This is a genomic window from Ectopseudomonas oleovorans, from assembly GCF_029845265.1.
In the GTDB taxonomy this organism is placed as follows: domain Bacteria; phylum Pseudomonadota; class Gammaproteobacteria; order Pseudomonadales; family Pseudomonadaceae; genus Aquipseudomonas; species Aquipseudomonas oleovorans.
The window spans coordinates 23647-49853 of the sequence record NZ_JAOCLK010000006.1 but is presented as its reverse complement, the minus strand read 5'-3'; the positions used below and the strand labels follow the sequence as shown (position 1 = coordinate 49853).

25 protein-coding genes are annotated in these 26207 nt (G+C 62.8%); 19 read left to right on the top strand and 6 right to left on the bottom strand.

What is annotated here, in order from left to right:
• Positions 1–159: 159 nt before the first annotated feature.
• A complete protein-coding gene (locus tag N5J71_RS04755; protein WP_104729854.1) occupies positions 160–885 on the top strand; it encodes a TrmH family RNA methyltransferase in 726 nt (241 codons plus the stop codon).
• Positions 886–991: 106 nt separating this feature from the next.
• Here N5J71_RS04755 and typA read toward each other — a convergent pair whose 3' ends face one another.
• Complete coding sequence (gene typA, locus N5J71_RS04750; RefSeq protein WP_039965278.1) at positions 992–2815, bottom strand: translational GTPase TypA; 1824 nt, start codon at positions 2813–2815, stop codon at positions 992–994.
• Between the two features lie 284 nt (positions 2816–3099).
• Positions 3100–4554 carry a tRNA uracil 4-sulfurtransferase ThiI gene (gene thiI / locus N5J71_RS04745; protein WP_074855393.1) on the bottom strand — a complete coding sequence of 485 codons (1455 nt, stop codon included), beginning with the start codon at positions 4552–4554 and terminating at the stop codon, positions 3100–3102.
• Between the two features lie 329 nt (positions 4555–4883).
• On the opposite strand from thiI, the gene glnA reads away from it, so the two are divergent.
• The 5 genes from glnA to ntrC all read left to right on the top strand — a co-directional run bounded on the left by glnA (position 4884) and on the right by ntrC (position 10463).
• Entirely contained in the window at positions 4884–6290 is a 1407-nt protein-coding gene (gene glnA / locus N5J71_RS04740) for a glutamate--ammonia ligase (RefSeq protein ID WP_003463918.1), read from the top strand.
• A gap of 276 nt (positions 6291–6566) precedes the next feature.
• Positions 6567–7133, top strand: a complete 567-nt coding sequence (locus N5J71_RS04735; protein ID WP_074855392.1) for a DUF4124 domain-containing protein — start codon at positions 6567–6569, stop codon at positions 7131–7133.
• 5 nt (positions 7134–7138) lie between these two features.
• Positions 7139–7756, top strand: coding sequence for a DUF4124 domain-containing protein (locus N5J71_RS04730; protein ID WP_003463922.1), 618 nt, complete (start codon positions 7139–7141; stop codon positions 7754–7756).
• Positions 7757–7944: 188 nt separating this feature from the next.
• Positions 7945–9033, top strand: coding sequence for a nitrogen regulation protein NR(II) (gene glnL / locus N5J71_RS04725; RefSeq protein WP_106733306.1), 1089 nt, complete (start codon positions 7945–7947; stop codon positions 9031–9033).
• Positions 9030–10463, top strand: coding sequence for a nitrogen regulation protein NR(I) (gene ntrC, locus N5J71_RS04720; protein ID WP_279916422.1), 1434 nt, complete (start codon positions 9030–9032; stop codon positions 10461–10463). Before glnL ends, ntrC begins: the two co-directional genes overlap by 4 nt.
• A gap of 310 nt (positions 10464–10773) precedes the next feature.
• On the opposite strand, the gene N5J71_RS04715 is transcribed toward ntrC, so the two are convergent.
• Positions 10774–11172 carry an NINE protein gene (locus N5J71_RS04715; RefSeq protein WP_021490398.1) on the bottom strand — a complete coding sequence of 133 codons (399 nt, stop codon included), beginning with the start codon at positions 11170–11172 and terminating at the stop codon, positions 10774–10776.
• Between the two features lie 147 nt (positions 11173–11319).
• On the opposite strand from N5J71_RS04715, the gene N5J71_RS04710 reads away from it, so the two are divergent.
• On the top strand, positions 11320–12531 hold the full coding sequence (locus N5J71_RS04710) for a putative DNA modification/repair radical SAM protein (protein ID WP_003463930.1): 1212 nt from the start codon (positions 11320–11322) through the stop codon (positions 12529–12531).
• Complete coding sequence (locus N5J71_RS04705; protein WP_003463932.1) at positions 12531–13418, top strand: TIGR03915 family putative DNA repair protein; 888 nt, start codon at positions 12531–12533, stop codon at positions 13416–13418. The genes N5J71_RS04710 and N5J71_RS04705 overlap by 1 nt, the downstream gene beginning before the upstream one ends.
• Here N5J71_RS04705 and N5J71_RS04700 read toward each other — a convergent pair.
• Together N5J71_RS04700 and pilT are read right to left on the bottom strand one after the other, a co-directional pair.
• Positions 13384–14529, bottom strand: a complete 1146-nt coding sequence (locus N5J71_RS04700; protein ID WP_279916421.1) for a PilT/PilU family type 4a pilus ATPase — start codon at positions 14527–14529, stop codon at positions 13384–13386. The genes N5J71_RS04705 and N5J71_RS04700 overlap by 35 nt on opposite strands.
• 165 nt (positions 14530–14694) lie before the next feature.
• Entirely contained in the window at positions 14695–15729 is a 1035-nt protein-coding gene (pilT, locus tag N5J71_RS04695) for a type IV pilus twitching motility protein PilT (protein WP_003463935.1), read from the bottom strand.
• Between the two features lie 75 nt (positions 15730–15804).
• Between pilT and N5J71_RS04690 the strand changes: the two genes are divergently transcribed.
• The 11 genes from N5J71_RS04690 to N5J71_RS04640 all read left to right on the top strand — a co-directional run bounded on the left by N5J71_RS04690 (position 15805) and on the right by N5J71_RS04640 (position 25065).
• Complete coding sequence (locus N5J71_RS04690; RefSeq protein WP_279916420.1) at positions 15805–16497, top strand: YggS family pyridoxal phosphate-dependent enzyme; 693 nt, start codon at positions 15805–15807, stop codon at positions 16495–16497.
• Between the two features lie 17 nt (positions 16498–16514).
• The gene (gene proC, locus N5J71_RS04685) at positions 16515–17333 is read left to right on the top strand and encodes a pyrroline-5-carboxylate reductase (RefSeq protein ID WP_003463939.1); all 819 of its coding nucleotides are present in this window, start codon (positions 16515–16517) and stop codon (positions 17331–17333) included.
• Positions 17334–17344: 11 nt separating this feature from the next.
• Complete coding sequence (locus N5J71_RS04680) at positions 17345–17938, top strand: YggT family protein (protein WP_003463941.1); 594 nt, start codon at positions 17345–17347, stop codon at positions 17936–17938.
• Between the two features lie 81 nt (positions 17939–18019).
• Entirely contained in the window at positions 18020–18325 is a 306-nt protein-coding gene (locus N5J71_RS04675; RefSeq protein ID WP_278620864.1) for a DUF167 domain-containing protein, read from the top strand.
• Between the two features lie 180 nt (positions 18326–18505).
• Positions 18506–20482, top strand: a complete 1977-nt coding sequence (locus N5J71_RS04670; protein ID WP_279916419.1) for a dynamin family protein — start codon at positions 18506–18508, stop codon at positions 20480–20482.
• 84 nt (positions 20483–20566) lie between these two features.
• The gene (metX, locus tag N5J71_RS04665) at positions 20567–21706 is read left to right on the top strand and encodes a homoserine O-succinyltransferase MetX (RefSeq protein ID WP_074855384.1); all 1140 of its coding nucleotides are present in this window, start codon (positions 20567–20569) and stop codon (positions 21704–21706) included.
• A gap of 2 nt (positions 21707–21708) precedes the next feature.
• Positions 21709–22329, top strand: coding sequence for a methionine biosynthesis protein MetW (metW, locus tag N5J71_RS04660; protein ID WP_003463948.1), 621 nt, complete (start codon positions 21709–21711; stop codon positions 22327–22329).
• A gap of 14 nt (positions 22330–22343) precedes the next feature.
• On the top strand, positions 22344–22760 hold the full coding sequence (locus N5J71_RS04655; RefSeq protein WP_003463950.1) for a DUF4426 domain-containing protein: 417 nt from the start codon (positions 22344–22346) through the stop codon (positions 22758–22760).
• Between the two features lie 140 nt (positions 22761–22900).
• Positions 22901–23497, top strand: coding sequence for an RdgB/HAM1 family non-canonical purine NTP pyrophosphatase (rdgB, locus tag N5J71_RS04650; protein ID WP_055984992.1), 597 nt, complete (start codon positions 22901–22903; stop codon positions 23495–23497).
• Positions 23494–24654: a radical SAM family heme chaperone HemW gene (gene hemW / locus N5J71_RS04645; protein ID WP_279916418.1), complete on the top strand. Its 1161-nt coding sequence runs from the start codon at positions 23494–23496 to the stop codon at positions 24652–24654. Before rdgB ends, hemW begins: the two co-directional genes overlap by 4 nt.
• 87 nt (positions 24655–24741) lie before the next feature.
• On the top strand, positions 24742–25065 hold the full coding sequence (locus N5J71_RS04640) for a DUF3392 domain-containing protein (protein WP_279916417.1): 324 nt from the start codon (positions 24742–24744) through the stop codon (positions 25063–25065).
• Between the two features lie 40 nt (positions 25066–25105).
• Here N5J71_RS04640 and N5J71_RS04635 read toward each other — a convergent pair whose 3' ends face one another.
• A complete protein-coding gene (locus N5J71_RS04635) occupies positions 25106–26182 on the bottom strand; it encodes an NAD(P)-dependent alcohol dehydrogenase (RefSeq protein ID WP_279916416.1) in 1077 nt (358 codons plus the stop codon).
• Between the last annotated feature and the right edge of the window lie 25 nt (positions 26183–26207).

Here is a 26207-nt window from a genome sequence, read left to right as displayed (position 1 = left end):
TGACCCGGGCTGCACAATTGTCGCGAGTATAAGCCATCGCAGCCCTCCGGCTCACGCCGGCCGGCCCTGCAGCCTGACAGCCCGCCGGGTGGCAGGTACAATCGCAGCGGCCTCGCTACCGCGGGGAGCCCCGCTTTCACGCCCCTTTCCAGGCTTTCCATGAAACTCGACGACGTCAAGAAACTGCAGCAGAAAAAGTACCGGGAGCAATTCGGCCACTTCCTCGTCGAGGGCGAACACCTGGTGCTGGAACTGCAGAAAGCGGCGCAGCACGCGCCCCTGCTGGCAAGCAGCGAACTCTACGTCACGGCCGCCTACGAGCACTGGCAGAGCCCGTTCAGGACGCACCTGATCAGTGACCGGCAGATGGCGCAGATCGCCGACACCAAGACCCCCCAGGGGATCATCGCGGTAGTGCCGATGGCGGCGATTGGCCCCGGCCCGTCGGCGCCGGCCGGCAAGGCCATCTACCTGCACGAGATCCAGGACCCCGGGAACCTCGGCACCATCCTGCGCAGCCTCGCCTGGTTCGGCGGCTTCCGCTGCCTGCTCAGCCCCGGCAGCGTCGACCCCTTCAATCCCAAGGTGGTGCGCGCCAGCATGGGGGCAATCTTTCACACCCCCATCGAGCAGGATGTCAGCCTCGACAACCTGAGCACGCGCTTTGCACGCATCGCCTGCCTCGACATGCAGGGCCAAAGCCTGCGCGCACCGGCCTTCGCGCAGGCCGAGTGCTACCTGTTCGGCAACGAAGCGCGCGGCGTCCCCAGCCAGGCGCTGAGCGAGCTCAACGCCACGCCGTTCAGCATCGCCGGCAGCGGCGCGATCGAGTCACTGAACCTGGCCAGCACGGTAAACATCTGTGTGTATGAGCTGAGCCGCTAGCCCGCGACTCATGCCCGCGCGTCCCGGCGCTCGGCGGAAACCCACAAAAAAGCCCCGCCAGATCGCTCTGGCGGGGCTTTTCAGTTACAGCGCTAAGCTAGCCGCATCAAGCCTTGTTGGCTTTCTTGGCAGCGCGGGTGCGCTCGCCTTCGTCGAGGATCTTCTTGCGCAGACGGATCGACTTCGGCGTCACTTCGCACAGCTCGTCATCCTGGATGAACTCCAGGGCCTGCTCCAGGGTGAAGCGAACCGGCGGTACCAGGGCGATGGTTTCATCCTTGCCCGAAGCACGCATGTTGTCGAGCTTCTTGCCCTTGGTGGGGTTGACGCCCAGGTCGTTGTCGCGGCTGTTCAGGCCGATGATCTGACCGTTGTAGATTTCCTGGCCGTGCTCGATGAACAGCTTGCCGCGCGCCTGCAGGGTTTCCAGGGAGTAGGTCAGCGCCTTGCCGGTATCGATCGACACCAGTACGCCGTTCTGACGGCCAGACATGGTGCCCGGCTTAACGGTGTCGTAACGGTCGAAGATCGAGGTCAGGATGCCGGCGCCGTTGGTCAGGGTGAGGAACTGGTTACGGAAACCGATCAGACCGCGAGCCGGGATGTTGTATTCCAGGCGCACACGGCCTTTGCCGTCCGGCGCCATGTTGGTCAGGTCGCCCTTACGCAGGCCCATCTCCTCCATGACCTTGCCCTGGGCTTCTTCCGGGATGTCGATGGTGACGTTCTCGTACGGCTCCTGCTTGACGCCGTTGACTTCACGGATGATCACTTCCGGACGGCCGACGCCCATTTCGAAGCCTTCGCGGCGCATGGTTTCGATCAGTACCGAGAGGTGCAGCTCGCCACGACCAGAGACCTTGAACTTGTCGGCGCTGTCGCCCTCTTCAACGCGCAGGGCCACGTTGTACAGCAGCTCCTTGTCCAGACGCTCCTTGATGTTGCGGCTGGTGACGAACTTGCCTTCCTTGCCGCAGAACGGCGAATCGTTGACCTGGAAGGTCATCGACACGGTCGGCTCGTCGACGGTCAGCGGCTTCATCGCCTCGACATGGTTGATGTCGCACAGGGTGTCGGAGATGAACAGCTGGTCCATGCCGCTGACGCAGACGATGTCACCGGCGGTGGCTTCTTCGACGTCTACGCGGTGCAGGCCATGGTGGCCCATCAGCTTGAGGATACGGCCGTTACGCTTCTTGCCGTCGACGTCGATGGCCACTACCGGCGTGTTCGGCTTGACGCGACCACGGGCGATACGGCCGACACCGATGATGCCGAGGAAGCTGTTGTAGTCCAGCGCGGAGATCTGCATCTGGAACGGGCCGTCGAGGTCGACGTTCGGCGCCGGTACGTGGTCGACGATGGCCTGGTACAGCGGGGTCAGGTCTTCGGCCATGGCGGTGTGGTCGAGACCGGCGATGCCGTTCAGGGCGCTGGCGTAGACGACCTGGAAGTCGAGTTGCTCATCGGTGGCGCCGAGGTTATCGAACAGGTCGAAGATCTGATCCATGACCCAGTCAGGACGCGCGCCCGGACGGTCGATCTTGTTGATCACGACGATCGGCTTGAGGCCGGCTTCGAAGGCCTTCTTGGTCACGAAGCGGGTTTGCGGCATCGGGCCGTCCTGGGCATCAACGACCAGCAGTACGGAGTCGACCATGGACATCACGCGCTCTACTTCACCGCCGAAGTCGGCGTGGCCGGGGGTGTCGACGATGTTGATGCGGTAGTCGTTCCATTTGATGGCGGTGTTCTTGGCCAGAATGGTGATGCCGCGCTCTTTTTCCTGGTCGTTGCTGTCCATCACGCGCTCGTCGTTGAGCTCGTTACGCTCAAGGGTGCCGGATTGACGCAGCAGGGCGTCGACGAGGGTGGTTTTGCCATGGTCGACGTGGGCGATGATGGCGATGTTGCGCAGTTTTTCGATCACTGTATGTATCTCGATCAGAGGATTCGGTGTGTCGCCCAGCCTGGACGACGAATATGTAGAAACTGGGATCAGCGAGCTGATCGGGGCACCTCTAAAAACGTAGGCGAGGCAGTCAGTGCAAGGCAGAAACAAGCGAAAAACGGTCGGAGTCGCGCTCGACTTTACGAGCTATGTGAGCATTTTGAGCTTGTTTTTAACGCAGCAATGACAACGCAGGTAGTTTTTAGAGGTGCCCCGGGTCGGGAGGGCGATGGCGGATACTGCCGCCATTAAGCCCCGGCGTCTTATGTCGGACGATAAACGCGCACATTGGCATGCCCCTCGCTCAGCAGGTGATGGGCATGCAGGCGGCTCATGACGCCCTTGTCGCAATACAGCAGGTACTGGCGGTTCTCATCCAGTTCCTTGAATTTGTTGTTCAGCGCGTAGAACGGCAGCGCCTGCACCTCGACACCCGGCACGTCCAGCGGCTCGTCTTCGGCGGCGTCGGGGTGGCGAATGTCGATGACGATGTGCCCGGCCAGCGCCTCACGCACTTCCTCGACCTGCACATCCTTGCCCAGCTCGTCGATGACGCGGTCGATGGGCAGTTGGGTGGCGCGTTCCAGGGCGCGATCGAGGATGGCCATGTCGAACTGGGCCTCCTCCTTCTCCACGCGATAACTGCGGGCCTTGGTGGTCGGGTTGACCGAGATCACGCCGCAGTACTCGGGCATGTTCTTGGCGAACTCGGCGGTACCGATTTGCGTGGCGGTGTCGATGATGTCCTGCTTGTGGCTGGCAATCAGCGGGCGCATCACCAGCATGTCGGTCGCCGAATCGATCACCGCCAGGTTGGTCAGAGTCTGGCTCGACACCTGGCTGATCGCCTCGCCGGTGACCAGCGCTTCGATCTGCAGCTTTTCGGCAACACGGGTGGCGGCGCGCAGCATCATGCGCTTGAGGATCACACCCATCTGGCTGTTGTCGACCTTACCGAGAATCTCGCCGACCACTTCCTCGAACGGCACGCTGACGAACAGCACACGCTGCGAGCGGCCGAACTTCTGCCATATATAGTGCGCCACTTCCATCACGCCCAGTTCATGGGCACGGCCACCGAGATTGAAGAAGCAGAAGTGGCTGACCAGGCCGCGGCGCATCATCTGATAGGCCGCGACGGTGGAGTCGAAGCCGCCGCTCATCAGCACCAGGGTCTGTTCCAACGAGCCCAGCGGGTAACCGCCGAGGCCTTCGTGGCGGTTATGCACCACGAAGAGGCGCTGGTCGCGAATTTCCATGCGCACTTCGACGTCCGGTTTCTTCAGGTCGATACCGGCTGCACCGCACTCCTGACGCAGACGTGAACCGACATGGCGTTCGACATCGATTGAGCTGAACGCGTGCTTGCCGCCACGCTTGCAACGCACGGCGAAGATCTTGCCCGGCAACTGGTCGGCGTAGTGGCGCTTGCAGTGTTCGGTGATCTCGTCCAGATCGCCCAGCGGGTACTCATTCACCTCGAGGAACAGACCAATGCCCGGCGTGTTGCGCAGGCGTTCGGTCATCTCGGCCAGCAGCTTGGGATCGTCCAGGTCGGTCTCGACCTCGAGGTTATCCCAGACACCCGTGACCCGCAGAGCAGGGTCAAGATCACGCAGCACGGAGCGAATGTTCTTCCCCAGCTGGCGAATGAACTGCTTGCGCACCGGGCGGCTCTTGATGGTGATTTCCGGGAAAACTTTGACGATCAGCTTCATGAATAGGCCGCCCGCTTGGGGGACGAAAAAACAGGGGCGCGGATTATAGCGGAAATTGTTCAAGCTTTGACCAAAAATACTGCAACCCCAAGTTGGCGCACCAAAATAGGCCTTTTCCATAAACAGCAGCCCTTAAATGGTGCAAATATCTCCGCAGAATCGGCGCGCAGCCGGCGTAGCGCCTGAGTTTCGCGGCCTCTGCCCAATAAAGGGCACTGGCATGCAATTTGCTCCCTTGTGAGGCAGGTCGCCCTGAAGGACTATCCCGCCGGGCTTCACCGCACATATCGGGGCTCCACGAAGCGAGCCTTTTCCATCTGGAGGACAACATGTCTAAGGCTGTTCAACTGATCAAAGAACATGACGTGAAGTGGGTAGACCTGCGCTTCACCGACACCAAGGGCAAGCAGCACCACGTGACCATGCCGGCCCGTGACGCCCTGGACGAAGATTTCTTCGAGCACGGCAAAATGTTCGACGGCTCGTCCATCCATGGCTGGAAAGGCATCGAAGCCTCCGACATGATCCTGATGCCGGTCGACGAAACTTCGGTACTGGACCCGTTCACCGAAGAGCCGACCCTGATCATCGTTTGCGACATCATCGAGCCAAGCACCATGCAGGGCTACGATCGTGACCCGCGCTCGATCGCCAAGCGTGCCGAAGAGTTCCTGAAAACCACCGGCATCGGTGACACCGTATTCGTCGGCCCGGAGCCCGAGTTCTTCATCTTCGACGAAGTGAAGTTCAAGTCCGACATCTCCGGCTCGATGTTCAAGATCTACTCCGAGCAAGGCTCCTGGATGACCGACCAGGACGTGGAAGGCGGCAACAAAGGCCACCGTCCCGCCGTCAAGGGTGGTTACTTCCCGGTTCCGCCGTGCGACCACGACCACGAAATCCGTACTGCCATGTGTAATGCCATGGAAGAAATGGGCCTGGTCGTCGAAGTGCACCACCACGAAGTGGCCACTGCCGGTCAGAACGAAATCGGCGTGAAGTTCAACACCCTGGTCGCCAAGGCTGACGAAGTTCAGACCCTGAAGTACTGCGTGCACAACGTGGCCGACGCCTACGGCAAGACCGCTACCTTCATGCCGAAGCCGCTGTACGGCGACAACGGCTCGGGGATGCACGTGCACATGTCGATCTCCAAGGACGGCAAGAACACCTTCGCTGGTGAAGGCTATGCCGGCCTGTCCGAGACCGCTCTGTACTTCATCGGCGGCATCATCAAGCACGGTAAGGCCCTGAACGGCTTCACCAACCCGTCGACCAACTCCTACAAGCGTCTGGTTCCGGGCTTCGAAGCACCGGTGATGCTGGCCTACTCGGCTCGCAACCGCTCCGCCTCGATCCGTATCCCGTACGTTGCCAGCCCGAAAGCCCGCCGCATCGAAGCGCGCTTCCCGGACCCGGCTGCCAACCCGTACCTGGCCTTCGCTGCTCTGCTGATGGCCGGTATCGACGGCATCCAGAACAAGATCCACCCGGGCGATGCGGCCGACAAGAACCTGTACGACCTGCCGCCGGAAGAAGGCAAGCTGATCCCGCAGGTCTGCGGCAGCCTGAAGGAAGCCCTGGAAGAGCTGGACAAGGGCCGCGCGTTCCTGACCAAGGGCGGCGTGTTCTCCGACGACTTCATCGATGCCTACATCGAGCTGAAATCGGAAGAAGAAATTAAGGTACGTACCTTCGTACACCCGCTGGAATACGACCTGTACTACAGCGTCTAAGCCAGTCTCGCGCCGCCCTCGTGCGGCGCGTTTCAAAAGCCCTGTCCGGCCCTGCCTGGCGGGGCTTTTTCATGGACACGCAGCGGCACCATGCCCTGTAGGAGCGAGCATCGCGAGCGGACCTGGCGACCTGAAGAGCTTCGCTCGCGACGCTCGCGCCTACGGCAGATCCGAGTCCACTTTTTGTAGCCGAATATCACAGCCATGGAGCCCTGCGCTTGCCAGGAACCGATAGCAGTGCAAGGCTTAGCGCATCATCCGCGGAAGGATCGGCCCATGCGCCCGCTACTCGTCTGCCTGCTGCTTGCCCTGGCCTTGCCGGCCAGTGCGCAGATCTACAAATACATCGACGCCAACGGCAACACGGTCTTCACCAACCAGCCGCCCGATGGCGCAGCAGCCGAAAGCGTCAACCTGCCGCCAACCAATACGGTAGAGATGCAGACACCCAGCATTCCTGCGGACACCAGCGGCGACACCTCAGCACAGAGCGCGGCCCCTTACTCCGTGTTGAGCCTGACCGGCATCCCGGATGATGAAGCCATGCGCGCCAACAACGGCACCTTCGTCGTCGGCGTGAACATCCAGCCACGCTTGCAACCCGGCCACCAGCTACGACTGATTCTCGATGGCGAGCCATACGGCCAGGCCAGCAACGTACCGAGCCTGCAGTTGACCAATGTCGAGCGCGGCGAACACAGCCTGGCGGTAGCAGTGGTGGCCGGCGAACGCATCATCCAGCAGAGCGCCACCGAAACCTTTACCGTGCAGCGCATCAGCGTCAACAGCCCTGCTCGCCCACCGGTCACGCCACCGCGCCCGACCCCAAGACCGACGAACTGACCACGATGCGTACACTGCTGCTCTGCCTGCTGTTCATCACCCAAGCTGCTTCGGCTCAGGTCTATACCTATATCGATGCTGAAGGTAACCGCGTTTTCACTGACAAACCGCGCAGCAGCAATGCCGAACGAGTGGTGCTCGCGCCGTCCAACAGCGCGCAAATGAGCCAGCCCCAACCCACGGTGCGCATGGCCCCGCCACCCGCGGTAAGCAAACCGACCGTGCACTATCAGCTGCTGCGCATCCTCGTGCCGGAGCCGGACGCCTCGATCCATAACGGTTCCGGCGACATGATCGTTACCCTGACCAGCGAGCCCGGCCTGCTGCCGGGGCACAGCTACCGCCTGCTACTCAACGGTGAGCAGCAGGGTGGCACCAGCCGCAGCCCGGTTTTTTCCCTGCAGCACATCGACCGGGGCACGCACCAACTGGCAGCAGAGATCATCGACTCTGCCGGCCTCATCGTCGAACGTACGCCGGCGCAGCCATTTCATATGCATCGCATCAGCCTGTCGCAAAAGCGCAAGATCAATCCGTGCCAGAAAGATGAATACGGCGTTCGCCCCGAGTGCCCACTCAAAGACAAACCCAAGGAACAGAGCAGCATCCTTCCATTCCTCTGAGCGCAATCGCACCATAACAGTGCAATATGGCGCACCATCCCCTAAGCTCTCCCTGTTTTGGGTCGCTTTTCCCCGCCCGGCCTCGCCCCTGCACCACCAAAACCTGGCAGACCGCACAAATAATGCGTCTTTTCGGGGCTTTGGTTTGCTTCTTGCATTTTCCTGCCCATCGCCGGAACGCACTGCCTATGACCATCAACGACGCGCTGCACCGCCTTCTACTCGACAACCTGACCACCGCCACCCTGCTGCTCAACAGCCAGCTGTGCCTTGAGTACATGAACCCGGCGGCGGAAATGCTCCTGGCCGTCAGCGGCCAGCGCAGCCATGGTCAGTTCATCAGTGACCTGTTCACCGAGTCGCCCGAGGCGCTGTCATCCTTGCGCCAGGCGGTGGAACAGGCGCATCCATTCAACAAGCGCGAAGCCGTATTGACCTCGGTCACCGGCCAAACGCTGACCGTGGACTACGCGGTAACGCCGCTGTTCAGCATGGGCGAAACCCTGCTGCTGCTGGAGGTGCACCCGCGCGACCGCCTGCTGCGCATCACCAAGGAAGAGGCGCAGCTGTCCAAGCAGGAAACCACCAAACTGCTGGTGCGCGGTCTGGCCCACGAGATCAAGAATCCGCTCGGCGGCATTCGCGGTGCGGCGCAACTGCTGTCGCGTGAACTGCCCAACGAAGAGCTCAAGGACTACACCAACGTCATCATCGAAGAGGCCGACCGCTTGCGTAACCTGGTCGACCGCATGCTCGGCTCGAACAAGTTGCCGTCGCTGGCGATGACCAACGTGCACGAGGTGCTGGAGCGCGTCGCCAACCTGATCGAGGCGGAAAGCCAAGGCAGCATCACCTTGGTGCGCGACTACGACCCGAGCATTCCGGATCTGCTGATCGACCGTGAGCAGATGATCCAGGCCGTGCTCAATATCGTGCGCAACGCCATGCAGGCCATCGCCGGGCAGAAGCACGACATGGGCCTCGGGCGCATTAGCCTGCGTACCCGTACCCTGCGCCAGTTCACCATCGGCCACACGCGCCACCGCCTGGTGGTCAAGGTCGAGATCATCGACAACGGTCCCGGCATTCCGCCGGAACTGCAGGAAACCATCTTCTATCCCATGGTCAGCGGTCGTGCCGACGGCACCGGCCTGGGCCTGGCCATCACCCAGAACATCATCAGCCAGCACCAGGGGCTGATCGAGTGCGAGAGCTATCCCGGCCACACCGTATTCTCGATCTTCCTACCGCTGGAACAAGGAGCGCCCACGCCATGAGCCGCAGTGAAACCGTCTGGATTGTCGACGACGATCGTTCCATCCGCTGGGTACTGGAAAAGGCCCTGCAACAGGAAGGCATGACCACCCAGAGTTTCGACAGTGCCGACGGTGTACTCGCCCGCCTGACCCGCCAACAGCCGGACGTGATCATCTCCGACATCCGCATGCCCGGCGCCAGCGGCCTCGACCTGCTGGCACGCATCCGCGAGCTGTATCCACGCTTGCCGGTAATCATCATGACCGCGCATTCGGACCTGGACAGCGCAGTAGCCAGTTACCAGGGCGGCGCCTTCGAGTACCTGCCCAAGCCGTTCGACGTCGACGAGGCCGTTTCACTGGTCAAGCGCGCCTTCCAGCATGCTCAGGAACAGCAGAGCCTGGCCGTCCCGGCTGCGCAGGCGCGTACCCCGGAAATCATCGGTGAAGCACCGGCGATGCAGGAGGTGTTCCGCGCTATCGGCCGCTTGAGCCACTCCAATATCACCGTGCTGATCAACGGCGAATCCGGTACCGGCAAGGAGCTGGTGGCCCACGCCCTGCACCGCCATAGCCCACGCGCAGCAGCGCCGTTCATTGCCCTGAACATGGCGGCAATTCCCAAGGACCTGATGGAGTCCGAGCTGTTCGGCCACGAGAAAGGCGCCTTCACCGGCGCGGCCAACCAGCGGCGCGGCCGTTTCGAACAGGCCGATGGCGGCACCCTGTTCCTCGACGAAATCGGCGACATGCCGGCTGACACTCAGACTCGTCTGCTGCGCGTATTGGCCGATGGCGAGTTCTACCGCGTTGGTGGTCACACCCCGGTGAAGGTTGACGTGCGCATCATCGCCGCCACCCACCAGAACCTGGAAACCCTGGTGACAGCCGGCAAGTTCCGTGAAGACCTGTTCCACCGCCTCAACGTCATCCGCATTCACATCCCGCGCCTGGCCGATCGCCGCGAGGACATCCCGACCCTGGCCCACCACTTCCTCGCCCGCGCCGCGCAGGAACTGGCGGTGGAGCCGAAATTGCTCAAGAGCGAAACCGAGGACTACCTCAAGCACCTGCCCTGGCCGGGCAACGTGCGCCAGTTGGAGAACACCTGCCGCTGGATCACCGTCATGGCCTCGGGTCGCGAAGTGCACGTCGACGACCTGCCGCCCGAGCTGCTGACCCAGCCGCAAGACGCCGCACCGGTGACCAACTGGGAGCAGGCGCTGCGCCTGTGGGCCGACCAGGCCCTGGCACGCGGCCAGTCCAATCTGCTCGACAGCGCCGTGCCGGCGTTCGAGCGCATCATGATAGAGACCGCGCTCAAGCACACCGCCGGTCGCCGCCGCGACGCCGCCCTGCTGCTGGGTTGGGGTCGCAACACCCTGACGCGCAAGATCAAGGAGCTGGGCATGAAGGTCGACGGCGGGGACGATGACGACGGCGACGACTGATCCCGCCAGCGCTACGAAAAAAGGGCATCCCGTGGGATGCCCTTTTTCATTTTCCCCGGAGTGCATCCGGGCAACGGCGCTTGACTCCCCTCTCCCGCTTGCGGGGCTTGAGCGGAAATAGCGAAGCATCGCTTCGCCCGCCCAAGCGCCCTGAGCTCTGCGAGGGGCCGGGGCGCAGAGCGGGGGCCGGGGGAGAGGGTCTATCCGGCGACACCGAACCGCCTGAACCACCCTCTCCCCAGCTCTCTCCACTAGGCGTGCCCCAATAAATGGGAGAGGAGGCAGATCGTGCAAATCACTTGTCTCTGACTCAACCGCGCTGTGCGTTCTTGATCGAGATCTGCGTATTGAGCGTCCAGAAGTCGTAGAGCACGCCGATCAAAAACAGGCCGCCAGTGAACAGGTAGATGATCCCGGTGATCCACTTGCCCTGATACATGCGGTGCACACCGAACACGCCGAGGAAGGTCAGCAGGATCCACGCCACGTTGTAGTCAGTATCACCTGCGGTAAAACGCAGGTCGGCCTCGCGATCCATCGAGGGAATCAGGAACAGGTCGATGATCCAACCGATGAAGAACAATCCCAGGGTGAAGAACCAGATGGTGCCGGTGACCGGCTTGCCATAGTAGAAGCGGTGGGAACCGAGAAAACCGAAGATCCACAGCAGATAGCCGATCAGCTTGCTGTGCGTATCCTGTCGTTGCATGACGAACTCCTTGTGCGAGATGCAGCTATGACGCTGCACGCCGAGTGAAGGTTTCATTTGTGCCGAAACAGCGCAACACAACGAATGGCTTGATAGCTGTACGACGCCCATATACTGTATAAAAAAACAGTACAGATATCGCCCGCCATGCAACTGATCGAAAAGCTCACCATCCTCGCCGACGCCGCCAAGTACGACGCCTCCTGTGCCAGCAGCGGCGCACCCAAGCGCAACTCCAAGGGCAAGGTCGGCATCGGTTCGACCAACAGCATGGGCATCTGCCACAGCTATACGCCAGACGGTCGCTGCGTGGCGCTGCTCAAAGTACTGCTGACCAACTTCTGCCTGTACGACTGCCAATACTGCATCAACCGTCGTTCCAGTGACGTACCTCGCGCGCGCTTTACCCCCGAGGAAGTAGTGACGCTGACACTGGACTTCTACAAGCGCAACTGCATCAGCGGCCTGTTCCTCAGCTCCGGCATCATCCGCTCGGCCGACTACACCATGGAGCAGCTGATTCGCGTCGCCAAGCTGCTGCGTCAGGAGCACCAGTTCCGCGGCTACATTCACCTCAAGACCATTCCCGATGCCGCACCGGAGTTGATCGCCGAAGCCGGCCTGTACGCTGACCGCCTCAGCGTCAATATCGAGCTGCCCACCGAAACCAGCCTGGTGCGCCTGGCACCGGAAAAGAACGTCGGCAGCATCCACCAGGCCATGCACAACATTCATCTCGGCGAGCGCGAGGCCCAGGAAGAACGTCGCGCGCCACGTTTCGCCCCAGCCGGACAAAGCACGCAGATGATCGTCGGCGCCGACGCCACCGATGACAGCACCATCCTGCACAACGCCCAGAGCCTGTACCACGACTACCGCCTGCGCCGCGTCTACTACTCGGCCTTCAGTCCGATTCCGCAGAGCCCCAAGACCGTGCCCTTCGAGGCGCCGCCGCTGCTGCGCGAACACCGCCTGTACCAGGCCGACTTCCTCATGCGCGGCTATGGCTTCAGTGCCACGGAGCTGCTCGCCGGCCCCGGCAACCTGGATCTGGATATCGACCCCAAGCTGGCCTGGGCCCTGGCCAACCGCGAGCAGTTTCCCGTCGATCTCAACCGCGCCGACGAATCATTGATCGCCCGCGTGCCCGGCATCGGTGTGCTCAGCGCACGACGCCTGGGCGCGCTGCGGCGCGAACGGCGTATCCGCTACGAGGACCTGACCCGTCTGCGCTGCGTACTGGAAAAGGCCAAGCCGTTTATCGTCACTCAGGACTACCGGCCACCGCGCGCCGAACACGAATCCGTGGTGCTGCGTCAGCAACTGCGCGACACCCCGGCACAAATGGCGTTGTGGTGATGCACAGCCTGCGCTTCGACGGCAGCTTCGCCACCTGGCGCCAGGCCGCGCGCCGTGCTCTGCTGCAGGGTCTGGCTCCCGATCAGTTGCAATGGCTGGACGAGGAGGCCCCACCCAGCCTGTTCGACCAACCCGCCGAACGCGCGCCGGAGCCCAATGGTCGCTTGCGCGTGTCCCCCGAACTGCTGGACTTGCTGGGAAGTGCCTCCCAGTACCGCGGCGATGAACGCTGGAGCCTGCTCTACCGCGTGCTCTGGCGCTTCGTGCAGGGTGAACGCAGCGCTGTGCTGGCCGGCGATCCGGACGGCAGCGAGCTGCATCGCCGGCTCAAGGCGGTGCGCCGCGAGGCGCATCACCTGCATGCCTTCGTGCGTTTCCAGCCATGCAAAACCCCTGACGCGCCGGACTTCGTCGCCTGGTTCGAACCCGCGCATGACATTCTCGCCTCGGCCAGCGGGCACTTCGCCGAACGCCTGGGCAAACACAGCTGGCTGATCGCCACGCCGCGTGACGGCGTGTACTGGGATGGCCAGCGCCTGCAGCACGAACGCCGCTGCCCGGTACAATGGCAGGCTTGGGCACAGCAGCCCGAGGATGACGGCCAGGCCCTGTGGCGCGCCTATTACGGCAGCACCTTCAACCCGGCACGCCTAAACCGCACGGTGATGCAGCAGCATCTGCCACTGAGGTTCTGGAAGCACTTGCCGGAAGGCCCACTGATTCCGCAACTGATGAGCGAAGCACGCGCCGGCGCGCAGCGCGATGGCCAGGCATTGGTGCTGGCCGGCAGAAAGGGCAAACGCATCGTCCAGATAAACGAAGGGGACGCATCGCGTCCCCCGTCAGCCAGCGTCAGCGGAAGCGACGCCCCGGATCTTCCTCGCTGACCTCCAGCGCCAACCCCTGAGCCATGCTGGTCAGGTGATCGCCATCGGTTTCCGAACCGAGCTTGATCATCAGGCGCAGGTCGTTGGCCGAGTCGGCGTAGAGCAACGCATCTTCGTAGGTGATCTCGCCCTGGGTGTAGAGGTTGTACAGCGCCTGGTCGAAGGTCTGCATGCCCTGCTCGGTGGAGCGCTTCATCAGGCCCTTGAGCTCGTGCACCTCGCCCTTGCGGATCAGGTCGGCGGCCAGCGGGGTGTTGATCAGGACCTCGATCACCGCGCGGCGACCTTTACCATCTGGGGTTGGAATCAGCTGCTGAGCGACAATGGCCTTGAGGTTGAGCGACAGGTCCATCCACACCTGGTTCTGCCGGTCGGCCGGGAAGAAGTTGATGATGCGGTCCAGCGCCTGGTTGGCGTTGTTGGCGTGCAGGGTGGCCAGACACAGGTGACCGGTTTCGGCGAAAGCCACGGCATGATCCATGGTCTCGCGGGTCCGCACCTCGCCGATGAGGATCACGTCCGGCGCCTGACGCAGCGTGTTCTTCAGCGCCACTTCGAACGACTCGGTGTCGATACCCACTTCACGCTGAGTGACGATGCAGCTCTGGTGCTGGTGGATGTACTCGATCGGATCTTCGATGGAGATGATATGACCGCTGCTGTTCCTGTTGCGGTAGCCGATCATTGCCGCCAGCGAAGTGGACTTACCGGTACCGGTGGCACCGACGAACAGCACCAGGCCGCGCTTGGTCAGCGCCAGTTTCTTGAGAATTTCCGGCAGCTTGAGGTCGTCGATGGTGGGAATGTTGGTCTCGATGCGGCGCAGCACCATGCCCACCAGGTTGCGCTGGTAGAAGGCGCTGACACGGAAGCGACCGATGCCACGGGCGCTGATGGCGAAGTTGCATTCGTGCTTTTCGGCAAACTCGCGACGCTGTGCCTCGTTCATCACCCCCAGCACGGTTTCGCGGGTCGTTTCCGGCGACATGGCGGTCTTGGTCACCGGCATGATCTTGCCATTGACCTTCATCGACGGCGGCACGCCAGCGGTGATGAACAGATCGGAGCCGCCTTTTTCGACCATCAGACGCAGTAGTTTTTCGAATTCCATCGTCGTGTTCGCTCATCCGCACGCATGAATGCATGGCCCCGCAGCGCAGGGCCAGCGGCTGCGAGCGTGTCATCACAGCCGTGAAGCAGTCCGTAGGGTGGGCTTCAGCCCACCAACAGTGGCCGGCCTTGGTGGGCTGAAGCCCACCCTACCCACTGGGTTTTCCTAGAAGTTTTCCGGGCTCTTGGCCTTCTCGCGCGCACTGTCGCGGCTGACCAGGCCCTTGGATACCAGGGTCTTGAGGCACGCATCGAGGGTCTGCATGCCCAGCGCACCGCCGGTCTGGATCGCCGAATACATCTGCGCGACCTTGTCCTCGCGGATCAGGTTACGAATGGCAGGCGTACCGATCATGATTTCGTGCGCGGCCACGCGACCGCCACCGATCTTCTTCAGCAGGGTCTGTGAGATCACCGCCTGCAGCGACTCGGAGAGCATCGAACGCACCATCGACTTCTCTTCGGCCGGGAACACGTCGACCACGCGGTCGATGGTCTTGGCAGCAGAAGTGGTGTGCAGGGTGCCGAACACCAGGTGACCGGTTTCCGCGGCGGTCAGCGCCAGGCGGATGGTTTCCAGGTCGCGCATCTCACCCACCAGGATGATGTCCGGGTCTTCACGCAGCGCCGAACGCAGCGCTTCGGAGAAGCCGTGAGTGTCGCGGTGCACCTCACGCTGGTTGACCAGGCACTTCTTCGACTCGTGAACGAATTCGATGGGGTCTTCGATGGTGAGGATATGGTGATACTTGTTGCTGTTGAGGTAGTCGAGCATCGCCGCGAGGGTGGTCGACTTGCCCGAACCGGTGGGGCCGGTGACCAGCACCAGGCCGCGCGGCACGTCGGTGATCTTGCGGAAGACCTCGCCCATGCCGAGGTCTTCCATGGTCAGTACCTTGGATGGAATGGTACGGAACACAGCACCGGCGCCACGGTTCTGGTTGAAGGCGTTGACCCGGAAACGCGCCACACCCGGCACTTCGAAGGAGAAGTCGGTCTCGAGGAACTCTTCGAAGTCCTTGCGCTGCTTGTCATTCATGATGTCGTAGATCAGCGCGTGTACCTGCTTGTGATCCAGCGGCGGCAGGTTGATACGGCGCACATCGCCGTCGACGCGGATCATCGGCGGCAGTCCCGCCGAGAGGTGCAAATCCGACGCGCCTTGCTTGGCGCTGAAGGCGAGCAGCTCAGTGATATCCATGGGACTCCCCAATTACAAGCAAGCAGGTAGAATGCCGCGAACGCTTAACGAGCGGGCTTTGATAGAGCGCAGGTAATGTCCACGATAGCAGAGAATATTGCAAAGGTCGGTGCGCGTATCCGTGAGGCGGCGCAAGCCTCGCAGCGTAATTTCGCGGATATCGGCCTGCTCGCGGTGAGCAAGACCAAACCGGCAGACGCCATTCGTGAAGCCCATGCCGCCGGCGTGTGCGATTTCGGCGAGAACTACCTGCAGGAGGCCCTGGAAAAACAGACCCAGCTGGCTGACCTGCCCTTGATCTGGCACTTCATCGGCCCCATTCAGTCGAACAAGACCCGGCCCATCGCCGAGCATTTCGACTGGGTGCATTCGGTGGATCGCCTGAAAATTGCCCAACGCCTGTCAGAACAGCGTCCTGCGCATCTGCCAGCGCTGAACATCTGCCTGCAGGTCAACATCAGCGGTGAGGACAGCAAGTCCGGCTGCAGCCCCGAAGAGCTAACGGCGCTGGCCCGGGCCGTCGTTGCCCTGCCCAACCTCAGGCTGCGCGGGCTGATGGCGATTCCCGAACCGACCGACGATGTCGCCGCACAACACGCCGCCTTCGCCCGCTTGCGCCAATTGCGTGATGAGCTGGCGCTGAACCTCGATACCCTGTCCATGGGCATGAGCCATGACCTGGAGGCCGCAATCGCCGAAGGCGCCACCTGGGTGCGCATCGGCACGGCCCTGTTCGGCGCCCGCGATTACGGCCAGCCCACTCACTGAATGAAGGAATTTCTGCAATGAGCAACCCGAGCATCGCCTTCGTCGGCGCCGGCAACATGGCCGCCAGCCTGATTGGCGGCCTGCGCGCCCAGGGCGTGGCGGCCAGCGCCATTCGTGCCAGCGAGCCTGGTGACGAACAACGTGCACGCCTGCAGCAGGAGCACGGTATCGCCACCTTCGCCGACAACGCTGAAGCCATAAAAGGCGCCGATCTGATCGTGTTGGCGGTCAAGCCGCAGATCATGAAGGCGGTATGCCTGGATCTGGCACCGCACCTGGCTCCCAATCAGGTGATCATCTCCATCGCCGCCGGCATCAGCTGCGCCAGCCTGGAAAACTGGCTGGGCGAGCGTGCAGTGGTGCGCTGCATGCCCAACACACCGGCGCTGCTGCGTCAGGGCGTGTCCGGGCTGTTCGCCAATGCCCGCGTAAGCGCCGCGCAGAAGGCCCAGGCCGAGCAGGTGCTGAGCGCCGTTGGCCTGGCGCTGTGGCTCGATAACGAAGCACAGATCGACGCAGTCACCGCCGTGTCCGGCAGCGGCCCGGCCTATTTCTTCCTGCTGATCGAAGCGATGACCGAGGCTGGTGAAAAACTCGGCCTGCCTCGCGAAACCGCTGCCCAACTGAGCATCCAGACCGCTCTGGGCGCCGCACGCATGGCCAGCGAGAGTGATGTCGACGCCGCCGAACTGCGGCGCCGTGTGACCTCGCCGAACGGAACCACCGAAGCGGCGATCAAAACTTTTCAGGCCGGCGGCTTCGAAACGCTGGTACAACAGGCACTCAACGCCGCCGCCAATCGCTCGGCCGAACTGGCCGAACAACTGGGTCAATAAAGGAAGCACACATGTCCGGACTCATCGAAGCCCTGATCTACATCATTCAGACCCTCGGCAGCCTGTATCTGCTGATCGTCCTGCTGCGTTTCATCCTCCAGCTGGTACGCGCCGACTTCTACAACCCGCTGAGCCAGTTCATCGTCAAGGCCACGCAACCGCTGGTAACTCCACTGCGCCGGATCATTCCGGGCTTCGCCGGGCTGGACCTGGCTTCGCTGGTGCTGGCTATCCTGGTACAGCTGCTGCTGATGATCGTCACCCTGACCCTGATGGGCTACAACGTCGGCGGTTTCATCCTGCAGCTGCTGGTGTGGTCGATGATTGGCGTGACTTCGCTGTTTCTCAAGGTGTTCTTCTTCGCCCTGATCATCAGCGTGATCCTCTCCTGGGTCGCTCCGGGCAGCTACAACCCGGGCGCACAGTTGGTGAACCAGATCTGCGAGCCGCTGCTGGCGCCATTCCGTAAACTGCTGCCGAACCTCGGCGGCCTGGATATCTCGCCGATTTTCGCCTTCATCACCATCAACCTGATCGATCGTTTCGTGATTGGCGGTCTGGCGGCCTCCACTGGTCTGCCGCCGATGCTCAGCCCCTTCCTTTAAACATAAAATTCGCGCAGCGACGCTTTCCTTGCCGACCTTCTCCCAACGGGAGAAGGTGGCGCGCAGCGCCGGATGAGGGGCATGTCCATCAAGACCGAAAGCTTCTACCGCTGGGATGGCGAGGACCTGATCCTCGACTGCCACCTGCAGCCCAAGGCAAGCAAGGACGAGTTCGCCGGGCTGCAGGCCGAGCGGCTGAAGATTCGTCTCACCGCCCCACCGGTCGACGGCAAGGCCAACGCCCATCTGCTGGCCTTTCTGGCCAAGGCCTTCGGTGTCGCCAAGAGCCAGGTAATCCTGGAAAGCGGCGAGCTCAACCGGCATAAGCGCCTGCGTATCCGCGCCCCCAAAAGTCTGCCGCCGATTCCGGGCCTGCAGCGTCCCTGACGACCACTCGGCGCCCCAGGCCGACCATAAGGCGGGAGCGTAGCGCTGGCCAATTGACGCCTGCCTTGCAGCTCGCATAATGCAGGCTATCGTCGTGAGAGGCGTGCGTCCTGGCAGCAAACCCAACAGAACCGTTACGCAGCCCCCGCAAGAGGTGATCTTGCCGAGAGGAGAGCCAGGATGAGCATGGAACGTCTCAGCCAGCAGGTCGATGCCTACGTCGCCTGGAAACGCGAACTGATGCGCGAGATCACGCGCTATCGCAGCTGGCTGGAGCACAATCGCCTCAACTCCGAGGCGGTACAGGCCAAGCTCGAGCGCGCGCTGAAGATCTTGCGTACCGACCACATCACCCTGGCCTTCGTCGGCGAGTTTTCACGCGGCAAGACCGAGCTGATCAACAGCCTGTTCTTCTCCGAATACGGCCAGCGTATGCTGCCTTCGCATGCCGGGCGTACCACCATGTGCCCCACCGAGCTGTTCTTCGACCCGCGCTCGGAACGCCCCTACATTCGCCTGCTGCCCATCGAAACGCGCGCAGCCTCGGCCAGCGTCGCGCAGTTCAAGCGCATTCCGAGGCATTGGGTGAACATCCCGCTGGACACCAGCGACCCCGCCAACATGGCGCTGGCTTTCAGCCAGGTGGCCAAAACCAAATCCATGCCGGTGGAACAGGCAATCCAGCTCGGCTTCCACCCGGACATGCTCGAAGGCACCGGCAAACGTGGCCAGGTGCTGGTGCCTGCCTGGCGCCATGCGATGGTCAACTTCGATCATCCGCTGCTGCGCCAGGGCCTGCGTATTCTCGACACCCCCGGCCTAAACGCCTTGGGCAGTGAACCCGAGCTGACCCTGTCGATGCTGCCCAGCGCCCAGGCGATCATCTTCCTGCTGGCCGCCGATACCGGCGTCACCGCCAGTGACATGCACATCTGGCAGCAGCACATCCGCCAGCTCGACGACGACGCGCAAACCTGCCTGTTCGCCGTGCTGAACAAGATCGACGTACTGTGGGACGACCTCGCCGGCGAAACTTTCGTGCAGAACACCATTGGCCAAATCCAGAGTGCCACCGCCAAACAGTTGGGCATCGCCAGGCAGGATGTGCTGCCGCTGTCCGCCAAGCAGGCGCTGCTGGCCAAGGTGCGCCAGGATGAGGCGCTGCTGGCCCGCAGCCAGATGGCCAATCTGGAGACCCTGCTGTGCGAGCGTATCGTCGCGCAGAAGGAGCGCCTGATCGAAGATAGCGTGGTACGCCAGGTACTGGAGCTGCTCAACAACAGTCAACACGTGCTCAGCCTGCGCCTGGAGAAAGTCAGCGAACAGCTGGCCCTGCTCGGCAATCATCAGCAGGACAACGGCCAACTGCTGTTCGAACTCACCGCCAAGACCAAGGAAGACCACAGCCTGCACCACAAGCGCCTGCTCGGTCTGAAGACCAATCAGCGCCTGCTGCAACGCCAGGGCCAGTTGCTGCGCCACGCCGCACGCGCCGAACGCCTGGAAGAGCACCTGAGCGAAGTCCGTCGCAACCTCACCGGCAGTTGGACCACCCTCGGCATCAACCAGGCCATCCTGCAGTTCTTCCGCGCCGTCGAACAGGATCTGCACAACCTGCAGCACGAGGCGGAAATGGCCAACAAGATGGTCGCCGCCATCTATCGCCGACATAACGAAGAGAGCCCGCTGGGCGGGGTCGACGCGCCGCAGTTCAAGATCCAGCGCTATCTGCGCGAGCTGAAAAAACTGCAAGCCAAGGGCGACCAGTTCCGCCTGCACCTGAAGACCCTGCTCACCGAGCAGCGCAGCCTGACCCGGCGCTTCTTCGCCACCCTGGCCCAGGAAGTGATCGGCCTACACCAGCGCCTGCGCCAGGACGCCGAGCAATGGGCCAACGATGCCTTGATGCCGTTGATGCAGCACACCCTTGAGCACAAGCAGATGCTGGAAAGCCACATGCTGCGCCTCAAGGCCCTGGCCCAGGAAACCCAGCAGACGCACAAGCGCAGCCAACAACTGGCGCGCTACCAGGAAGAGCTGGAGCAACAACTGGCCCTGGCCAGCGACATGCTGCGCGTGCTGCGCCGCCCGGCGCCAGTGCAGCGTCAGGGCAAGGTGGTCAGCCTGCCGTCGGCGGCACGGCAACAAAGCCAGTAGCACAAGCGAACGCCCTGCTCGCTTGCCGCTACCGGCGGTGCTCTTTAGACTGGCGCCCTCCTCCGATTCATTAGCAGCGCCTCAATGCCCACTGCATTTCCCCAAGATTCCGTCGGCCTGGTCAGTCCCCAGGTATTTCGCTTCAGCGAACCCCTGGCGCTGGCCTGCGGGCGCAGCCTGGCCGAGTACGAACTGGTCGTCGAAACCTATGGCGAACTGAACGCCGCGCGCAGCAATGCGGTGCTGATCTGCCACGCTCTGTCCGGCCACCATCACGCCGCCGGCTACCACAGCCCGGATGATCGCAAGCCCGGCTGGTGGGACAGTTGCATCGGCCCCGGCAAACCGATCGACACCAACAAATTCTTCGTCGTCAGCCTCAACAATCTGGGTGGCTGTAACGGTTCCACCGGCCCCAGCAGCACCAATCCGGCGACCGGCAAGCCCTATGGCGCCGACTTCCCGGTGATGACGGTGGAAGACTGGGTGCACAGCCAGGCACGCCTGGCCGATGCTCTGGGCATCGAGCAGTGGGCGGCAGTGATCGGCGGCAGCCTCGGCGGCATGCAGGCCATGCAGTGGACCATCAGCTACCCCGAGCGCGTACGCCACTGCCTGGCGATTGCCTCGGCGCCCAGGCTGTCGGCGCAGAACATCGCCTTCAATGAAGTGGCGCGTCAGGCAATTCTCACCGACCCGGATTTCCACGGCGGACACTTCCTGGAACAGGGCGTGACCCCCAAACGCGGGCTGATGCTGGCGCGCATGGTCGGCCACATCACCTACCTGTCCGACGATGCCATGGGCGAGAAATTCGGCCGTGGCCTAAAGAGCGAAAAGCTCAACTACGACTTCCACAGCGTCGAATTCCAGGTGGAAAGCTACCTGCGCTACCAGGGTGAGGAATTCTCCGGCCGCTTCGACGCCAATACCTATCTGCTGATGACCAAGGCGCTGGACTACTTCGACCCGGCCGCCGCCCATGACGGTGATCTGGCCAAGACCCTGGCCGTGGCCAAGGCGGACTTCTGCGTGATGTCCTTCACCACCGACTGGCGCTTCTCCCCGGCCCGCTCGCGGGAGATCGTCGATGCGCTGACGGCAGCGAAGAAGAACGTCTGCTACCTGGAAATCGACGCGCCGCAGGGCCACGATGCCTTCCTCATGCCGATCCCGCGCTACCTGCAGGCATTCGGCAGCTACATGAAGCGAATCGAGGTATGAGCATGCGAGCGGATCTGGACATCATCCAGGAATGGATCGCCCCGGGCAGCCGTGTGCTCGACCTGGGCTGCGGCGACGGCGAGTTGCTCGCCTGGCTGCGTGACAACAAGCAGGTTTCCGGCTACGGCCTGGAAATCGACCCGGACAAGATCGCCCTGTGCATCGAGCGCGGCGTCAACGTCATCGAGCAAAACCTCGACCTGGGCCTGGGCAACTTCGCCAGCAACAGCTTCGACGTGGTGGTCATGACCCAGTCGCTGCAGGCGCTGCACTACCCGGACAAGGTGCTGGCCGAGATGCTGCGCGTCGGCAAGACCTGCATCATCACCTTCCCCAATTTCGGCCACTGGCGCTGCCGCTGGTACCTGACGACAAAAGGTCGCATGCCGGTGTCGGACTTCTTGCCCTATACCTGGTACAACACCCCGAATATCCACTTCTGCACCTTCGAGGACTTCGAGCGCCTGTGCCATGCCCAGGGTGCCCGCGTGGAAGAACGTCTGGCGGTCGACCGTGACCACCGCCATGGCCTGGCAAGCCGCATCTGGCCCAACCTGTTGGGCGAGATCGGCATTTACCGCATCAGCGGCGCGGACCTGTCCGCCCACCGCGTTGCGGTCTGAACGAGGAGAACATCATGCGCCGCATCATCCCCTTCCTGATCGCCCTGTGCCTGGCCCTGCCGGCCGCCGCCGAGCGCAAGCAGAGCTTCGGCGACCTCGACGTGCACTACAGCGTGTTCAATTCCAGCTTCATCCAGCCGGACATCGCCAGCGCCGCCGGCCTGGTACGCAGCAAGACCCAGGGCGTGGTCAATATCGCCGTACTCAAGGCCGGCAAGGCCAGCACCGCGCAGGTCAGCGGCCAGGTGAAGAACCTGCTGGGGCAGAGCAGCGCACTGACCTTCAGGCAGGTCACCGAGAGCGGCGCCATCTACTACCTGGCGCAGTTCCCCTTCTCCAGCCGAGAGATTCTCAGTTTCACCCTCGATGTGCGCCAGGGCGACGACGCGCACCGCATCACCTTCAACCAGGAAATGTTCCCGGATGACTGATGCCGCAGGCGCTGCCGGCATCTTTGCGTAGGCGCCCCGCCCCAGGGCGAAGCTTTCAGGGCGCTGCCGTCCTGGTTCGCGGCGGGGCGCCGCTCCTACAGATTCTGTAATTCAACGTACAACTGACAGGCAATATCCGCATGATCGACCTCAAGGAACTGGTACTGGCCAGCCATAACGCCGGCAAGCTCAAAGAGTTGCAGGCCATGCTCGGCGATGCAGTACGCGTGCGTTCCATCGGCGAGTTCTCCAGCGTCGAGCCGGAAGAGACCGGCCTGTCGTTCGTCGAGAATGCCATCCTCAAAGCACGCAACGCCGCGCGCATCTCCGGCCTGCCGGCGCTGGCAGACGACTCCGGCCTGGCGGTGGATTTCCTCGGCGGCGCGCCCGGCATCTACTCGGCGCGCTATGCCGATGGTCAGGGCGACGCAGCGAACAATGCCAAGCTGCTCGCTGCCCTGAAAGACGTGCCGGACGCAGAGCGCGGCGCCCAGTTCGTCTGCGCCCTGGCCCTGGTGCGCCACGCCGACGATCCGCTACCGATCCTCTGTGAAGGCCTGTGGCACGGGCACATCCTGCACGAAGCCCGTGGCGAGCAAGGCTTCGGCTACGACCCACTGTTCTGGGTGCCGGAAACCAGCTGCTCCAGTGCCGAACTGCCTGCCGAACAGAAGAATCGCCTCAGCCACCGCGCCCGCGCCATGGCCCTGCTCAAGCAGCGCCTGGGGCTGGCATGAGCGATTCCGCTGGCGGGAGTTTCCTGCTCCCGCCCCTGGCGCTCTATATCCACATCCCGTGGTGCGTGCGCAAATGCCCTTACTGCGACTTCAACTCCCATGCTGCCGGGCCGACGCTGCCTGAAGAGGAATACGTCGACGCGCTGCTCGCCGACCTCGATATCGACGTGCAGCACGCCCATGGCCGGCCACTGAGCTCGATTTTCTTCGGTGGCGGCACGCCCAGTCTGTTCTCCGACCGCGCCCTGGGCCGTCTGCTGGAAGGCGTCGAGCGGCGCATCGCCTTTGCGCCAGACATCGAGATCACCCTGGAAGCCAACCCCGGCACCTTCGAGCAGGCCAAGTTCAAGGGCTACCGAAGCCTCGGCATCAACCGTCTGTCCATCGGCGTGCAGAGTTTCCAGGAAGCCAAGCTAAAGGCGCTGGGGCGCATCCACAATGGCGACGAAGCCATCCGTGCCGCCGATATGGCGCGTGCTGCCGGCTTCGATAACTTCAACCTCGACCTGATGCACGGCCTACCCGAGCAGAGCATCGAGGACGCCCTGTTCGACCTGCGCACGGCCATCAGCCAGGGGCCGACACACCTGTCCTGGTACCAGCTGACCATGGAGCCGAATACGGTGTTCTGGAGCCAGCCACCCGAGCTGCCCGAAGACGATCTGCTGTGGGACATCCAGGAAGCCGGCCAGGCGCTGCTCGCCGCCGAGGGCTACGCGCAGTACGAGGTGTCCGCCTACACCCAGGCCGGCAAACAGGCGCGGCACAACCTCAACTACTGGACCTTCGGCGACTTTCTCGGCATCGGTGCTGGCGCCCACGCCAAGCTGAGCACACCCGCAGGGCGCATCCAGCGCACCTGGAAAACCCGCCTGCCGAAGGACTACCTCGACCCGGCCAAGGCATTCCAGGCCGGCGAACGCCTGCTGGCAGCCGACGAGTTGCCCTTCGAATTTCTGATGAACGTGCTGCGCCTGAGCGAAGGCGCGCCAGCCGAGCTGTTCAGCCAGCGCACCGGCCTGCCGTTGCAGCAACTCGAACAGGCGCGCCGCGAAGCCGAACGCCAGGGCCTGCTGCAAGCCGATGAAACTCGACTGGTCGCCACGGCCAAGGGCCAGCTGTTTCTCAATGATCTGCTGCAGCAGTTCCTGGCCTAGTTCACCCACAGCGCGGCATGAATCCGGTAGGCTAACGCGCCATTCGCGCGGCCATCGCTCACGTCGCGCTGTACTGAAGGAGCCTGCATGGATCTGCTACTGGACCTGATCGTCACCCTCTCGCGCTGGAGCCGCAGCCACCTCAGCGATATTTCCCTGGCCATCATGGCCACGTTGCTGGTGCTGTTCGGCCCAGCCATCAACGCCTGGGTTCAACGCACCATCGGTAACCTCAATTTCGTCCTGCGCACCCTGCTGTTCGTGGTGTTCTGCGCGGTCGGCTATGGCCTGGCGATCGTCTTCCTCACGCCCTGGCTGGCCAAGGGGCTGGCGCAGTTCAACAACTTCACCCTGGCGCCAGTACTGATCCTGATCTTCGTGGTAATCGGCATCCTCGCCGACCGCAACTAGATCGTCCTGCGCGTCATCAGCGACGCGCAGGACGAAGGCTTCAGAATGGCTTGATCGCCACCTTGAGTACGCCGTCACGCTGATTGGCGAACAGGTCGTAGGCCTCGACGATGCTCTCCAAGCGATACTGGTGAGTGACCAACGCGCCGAGGTCGACGCGCTCGGAGGCCACCACATTGAGCAAACGGCGCATGCGTTCCTTGCCCCCCGGGCACAGCGAGGTAACGATACGGTGGTCGCCCAGCCCGGCGTGGAAGGCACCCAGGGGAATGGTCAGGTCGCTGGAGTAAACCCCCAGACTGGACAGCGTGCCGCCCGGCTTGAGCACCCGCAACGCCTGTTCGAAGGTGCTCTGCAGGCCCAGCGCCTCGATCGAGGCATCCACGCCACGGCCGCCGGTGAGCTTGAAGATCTCGTCCACCACGTCCACTTCGCGGAAATTCAGGGTGACGTCGGCGCCGAGCTGGCGGGCGATACGCAGGCGCTCGTCGACACCATCGATGGCGATGATCGTGCTTGCCCCGCGCAACTTGGCTCCGGCGGTGGCGCACAGGCCAATCGGCCCCTGGGCGAACACCGCCACCACATCGCCGATCTTGATATTGGCCGCCTCGGCACCGGCAAAACCGGTGGACATGATGTCCGGGCACATCAGCACCTGCTCGTCGCTCAGGCCATCCGGTACCGGCGCCAGATTGGCCTGGGCGTCGGGAACCAGCACATATTCGGCCTGGGTGCCGTCGATGCTGTTGCCGAAGCGCCAGCCGCCCATGGGTTTGTAACCGTGGCACTGGCAGCCACCATCCTGGGCCGGATAACCATCCTGGCAGGCGTAGGAGGTGAAGCTGGGACAGATGGCGCCGGCGATGACCCGCTGGCCTTCCTGGTAGCCCTGCACATTGGCGCCCAGCTTCTCGATCACCCCCACCGGCTCGTGACCCACGGTCAGCCCACTGGCCACCGGGTACTCCCCCTTGAGAATGTGTACATCGGTGCCGCAGATGGTGGTAGTGGTGATACGCACCAGCGCATCGTTGGCCCCGACTGGCGGAATCGGTTTGTCCACCAGTTCGATACGCCCGGGTTCGATAAACACAGCCGCTTTCATCAGGCTCATGGCCTTGCCCTCATTAGAGTCCGAG

Excerpts from the sequence above, each read along its gene's own strand:
- N5J71_RS04715 (WP_021490398.1), bottom strand. The coding sequence starts at position 11,172 with ATGCAACGACAGGATACGCACAGCAAGCTGATCGGCTATCTGCTGTGG.
- N5J71_RS04690 (WP_279916420.1), top strand. The coding sequence starts at position 15,805 with ATGTCCACGATAGCAGAGAATATTGCAAAGGTCGGTGCGCGTATCCGT.
- N5J71_RS04730 (WP_003463922.1), top strand. The coding sequence starts at position 7,139 with ATGCGTACACTGCTGCTCTGCCTGCTGTTCATCACCCAAGCTGCTTCG.
- metX (WP_074855384.1), top strand. The coding sequence starts at position 20,567 with ATGCCCACTGCATTTCCCCAAGATTCCGTCGGCCTGGTCAGTCCCCAG.
- N5J71_RS04755 (WP_104729854.1), top strand. The coding sequence starts at position 160 with ATGAAACTCGACGACGTCAAGAAACTGCAGCAGAAAAAGTACCGGGAG.
- rdgB (WP_055984992.1), top strand. The coding sequence starts at position 22,901 with ATGATCGACCTCAAGGAACTGGTACTGGCCAGCCATAACGCCGGCAAG.
- glnL (WP_106733306.1), top strand. The coding sequence starts at position 7,945 with ATGACCATCAACGACGCGCTGCACCGCCTTCTACTCGACAACCTGACC.
- N5J71_RS04655 (WP_003463950.1), top strand. The coding sequence starts at position 22,344 with ATGCGCCGCATCATCCCCTTCCTGATCGCCCTGTGCCTGGCCCTGCCG.
- N5J71_RS04635 (WP_279916416.1), bottom strand. The coding sequence starts at position 26,182 with ATGAGCCTGATGAAAGCGGCTGTGTTTATCGAACCCGGGCGTATCGAA.
- N5J71_RS04735 (WP_074855392.1), top strand. The coding sequence starts at position 6,567 with ATGCGCCCGCTACTCGTCTGCCTGCTGCTTGCCCTGGCCTTGCCGGCC.
- N5J71_RS04670 (WP_279916419.1), top strand. The coding sequence starts at position 18,506 with ATGAGCATGGAACGTCTCAGCCAGCAGGTCGATGCCTACGTCGCCTGG.
- N5J71_RS04675 (WP_278620864.1), top strand. The coding sequence starts at position 18,020 with ATGTCCATCAAGACCGAAAGCTTCTACCGCTGGGATGGCGAGGACCTG.
- proC (WP_003463939.1), top strand. The coding sequence starts at position 16,515 with ATGAGCAACCCGAGCATCGCCTTCGTCGGCGCCGGCAACATGGCCGCC.
- pilT (WP_003463935.1), bottom strand. The coding sequence starts at position 15,729 with ATGGATATCACTGAGCTGCTCGCCTTCAGCGCCAAGCAAGGCGCGTCG.
- ntrC (WP_279916422.1), top strand. The coding sequence starts at position 9,030 with ATGAGCCGCAGTGAAACCGTCTGGATTGTCGACGACGATCGTTCCATC.
- thiI (WP_074855393.1), bottom strand. The coding sequence starts at position 4,554 with ATGAAGCTGATCGTCAAAGTTTTCCCGGAAATCACCATCAAGAGCCGC.
- metW (WP_003463948.1), top strand. The coding sequence starts at position 21,709 with ATGCGAGCGGATCTGGACATCATCCAGGAATGGATCGCCCCGGGCAGC.
- N5J71_RS04640 (WP_279916417.1), top strand. The coding sequence starts at position 24,742 with ATGGATCTGCTACTGGACCTGATCGTCACCCTCTCGCGCTGGAGCCGC.
- N5J71_RS04700 (WP_279916421.1), bottom strand. The coding sequence starts at position 14,529 with ATGGAATTCGAAAAACTACTGCGTCTGATGGTCGAAAAAGGCGGCTCC.
- N5J71_RS04680 (WP_003463941.1), top strand. The coding sequence starts at position 17,345 with ATGTCCGGACTCATCGAAGCCCTGATCTACATCATTCAGACCCTCGGC.
- N5J71_RS04705 (WP_003463932.1), top strand. The coding sequence starts at position 12,531 with ATGCACAGCCTGCGCTTCGACGGCAGCTTCGCCACCTGGCGCCAGGCC.
- hemW (WP_279916418.1), top strand. The coding sequence starts at position 23,494 with ATGAGCGATTCCGCTGGCGGGAGTTTCCTGCTCCCGCCCCTGGCGCTC.
- N5J71_RS04710 (WP_003463930.1), top strand. The coding sequence starts at position 11,320 with ATGCAACTGATCGAAAAGCTCACCATCCTCGCCGACGCCGCCAAGTAC.
- glnA (WP_003463918.1), top strand. The coding sequence starts at position 4,884 with ATGTCTAAGGCTGTTCAACTGATCAAAGAACATGACGTGAAGTGGGTA.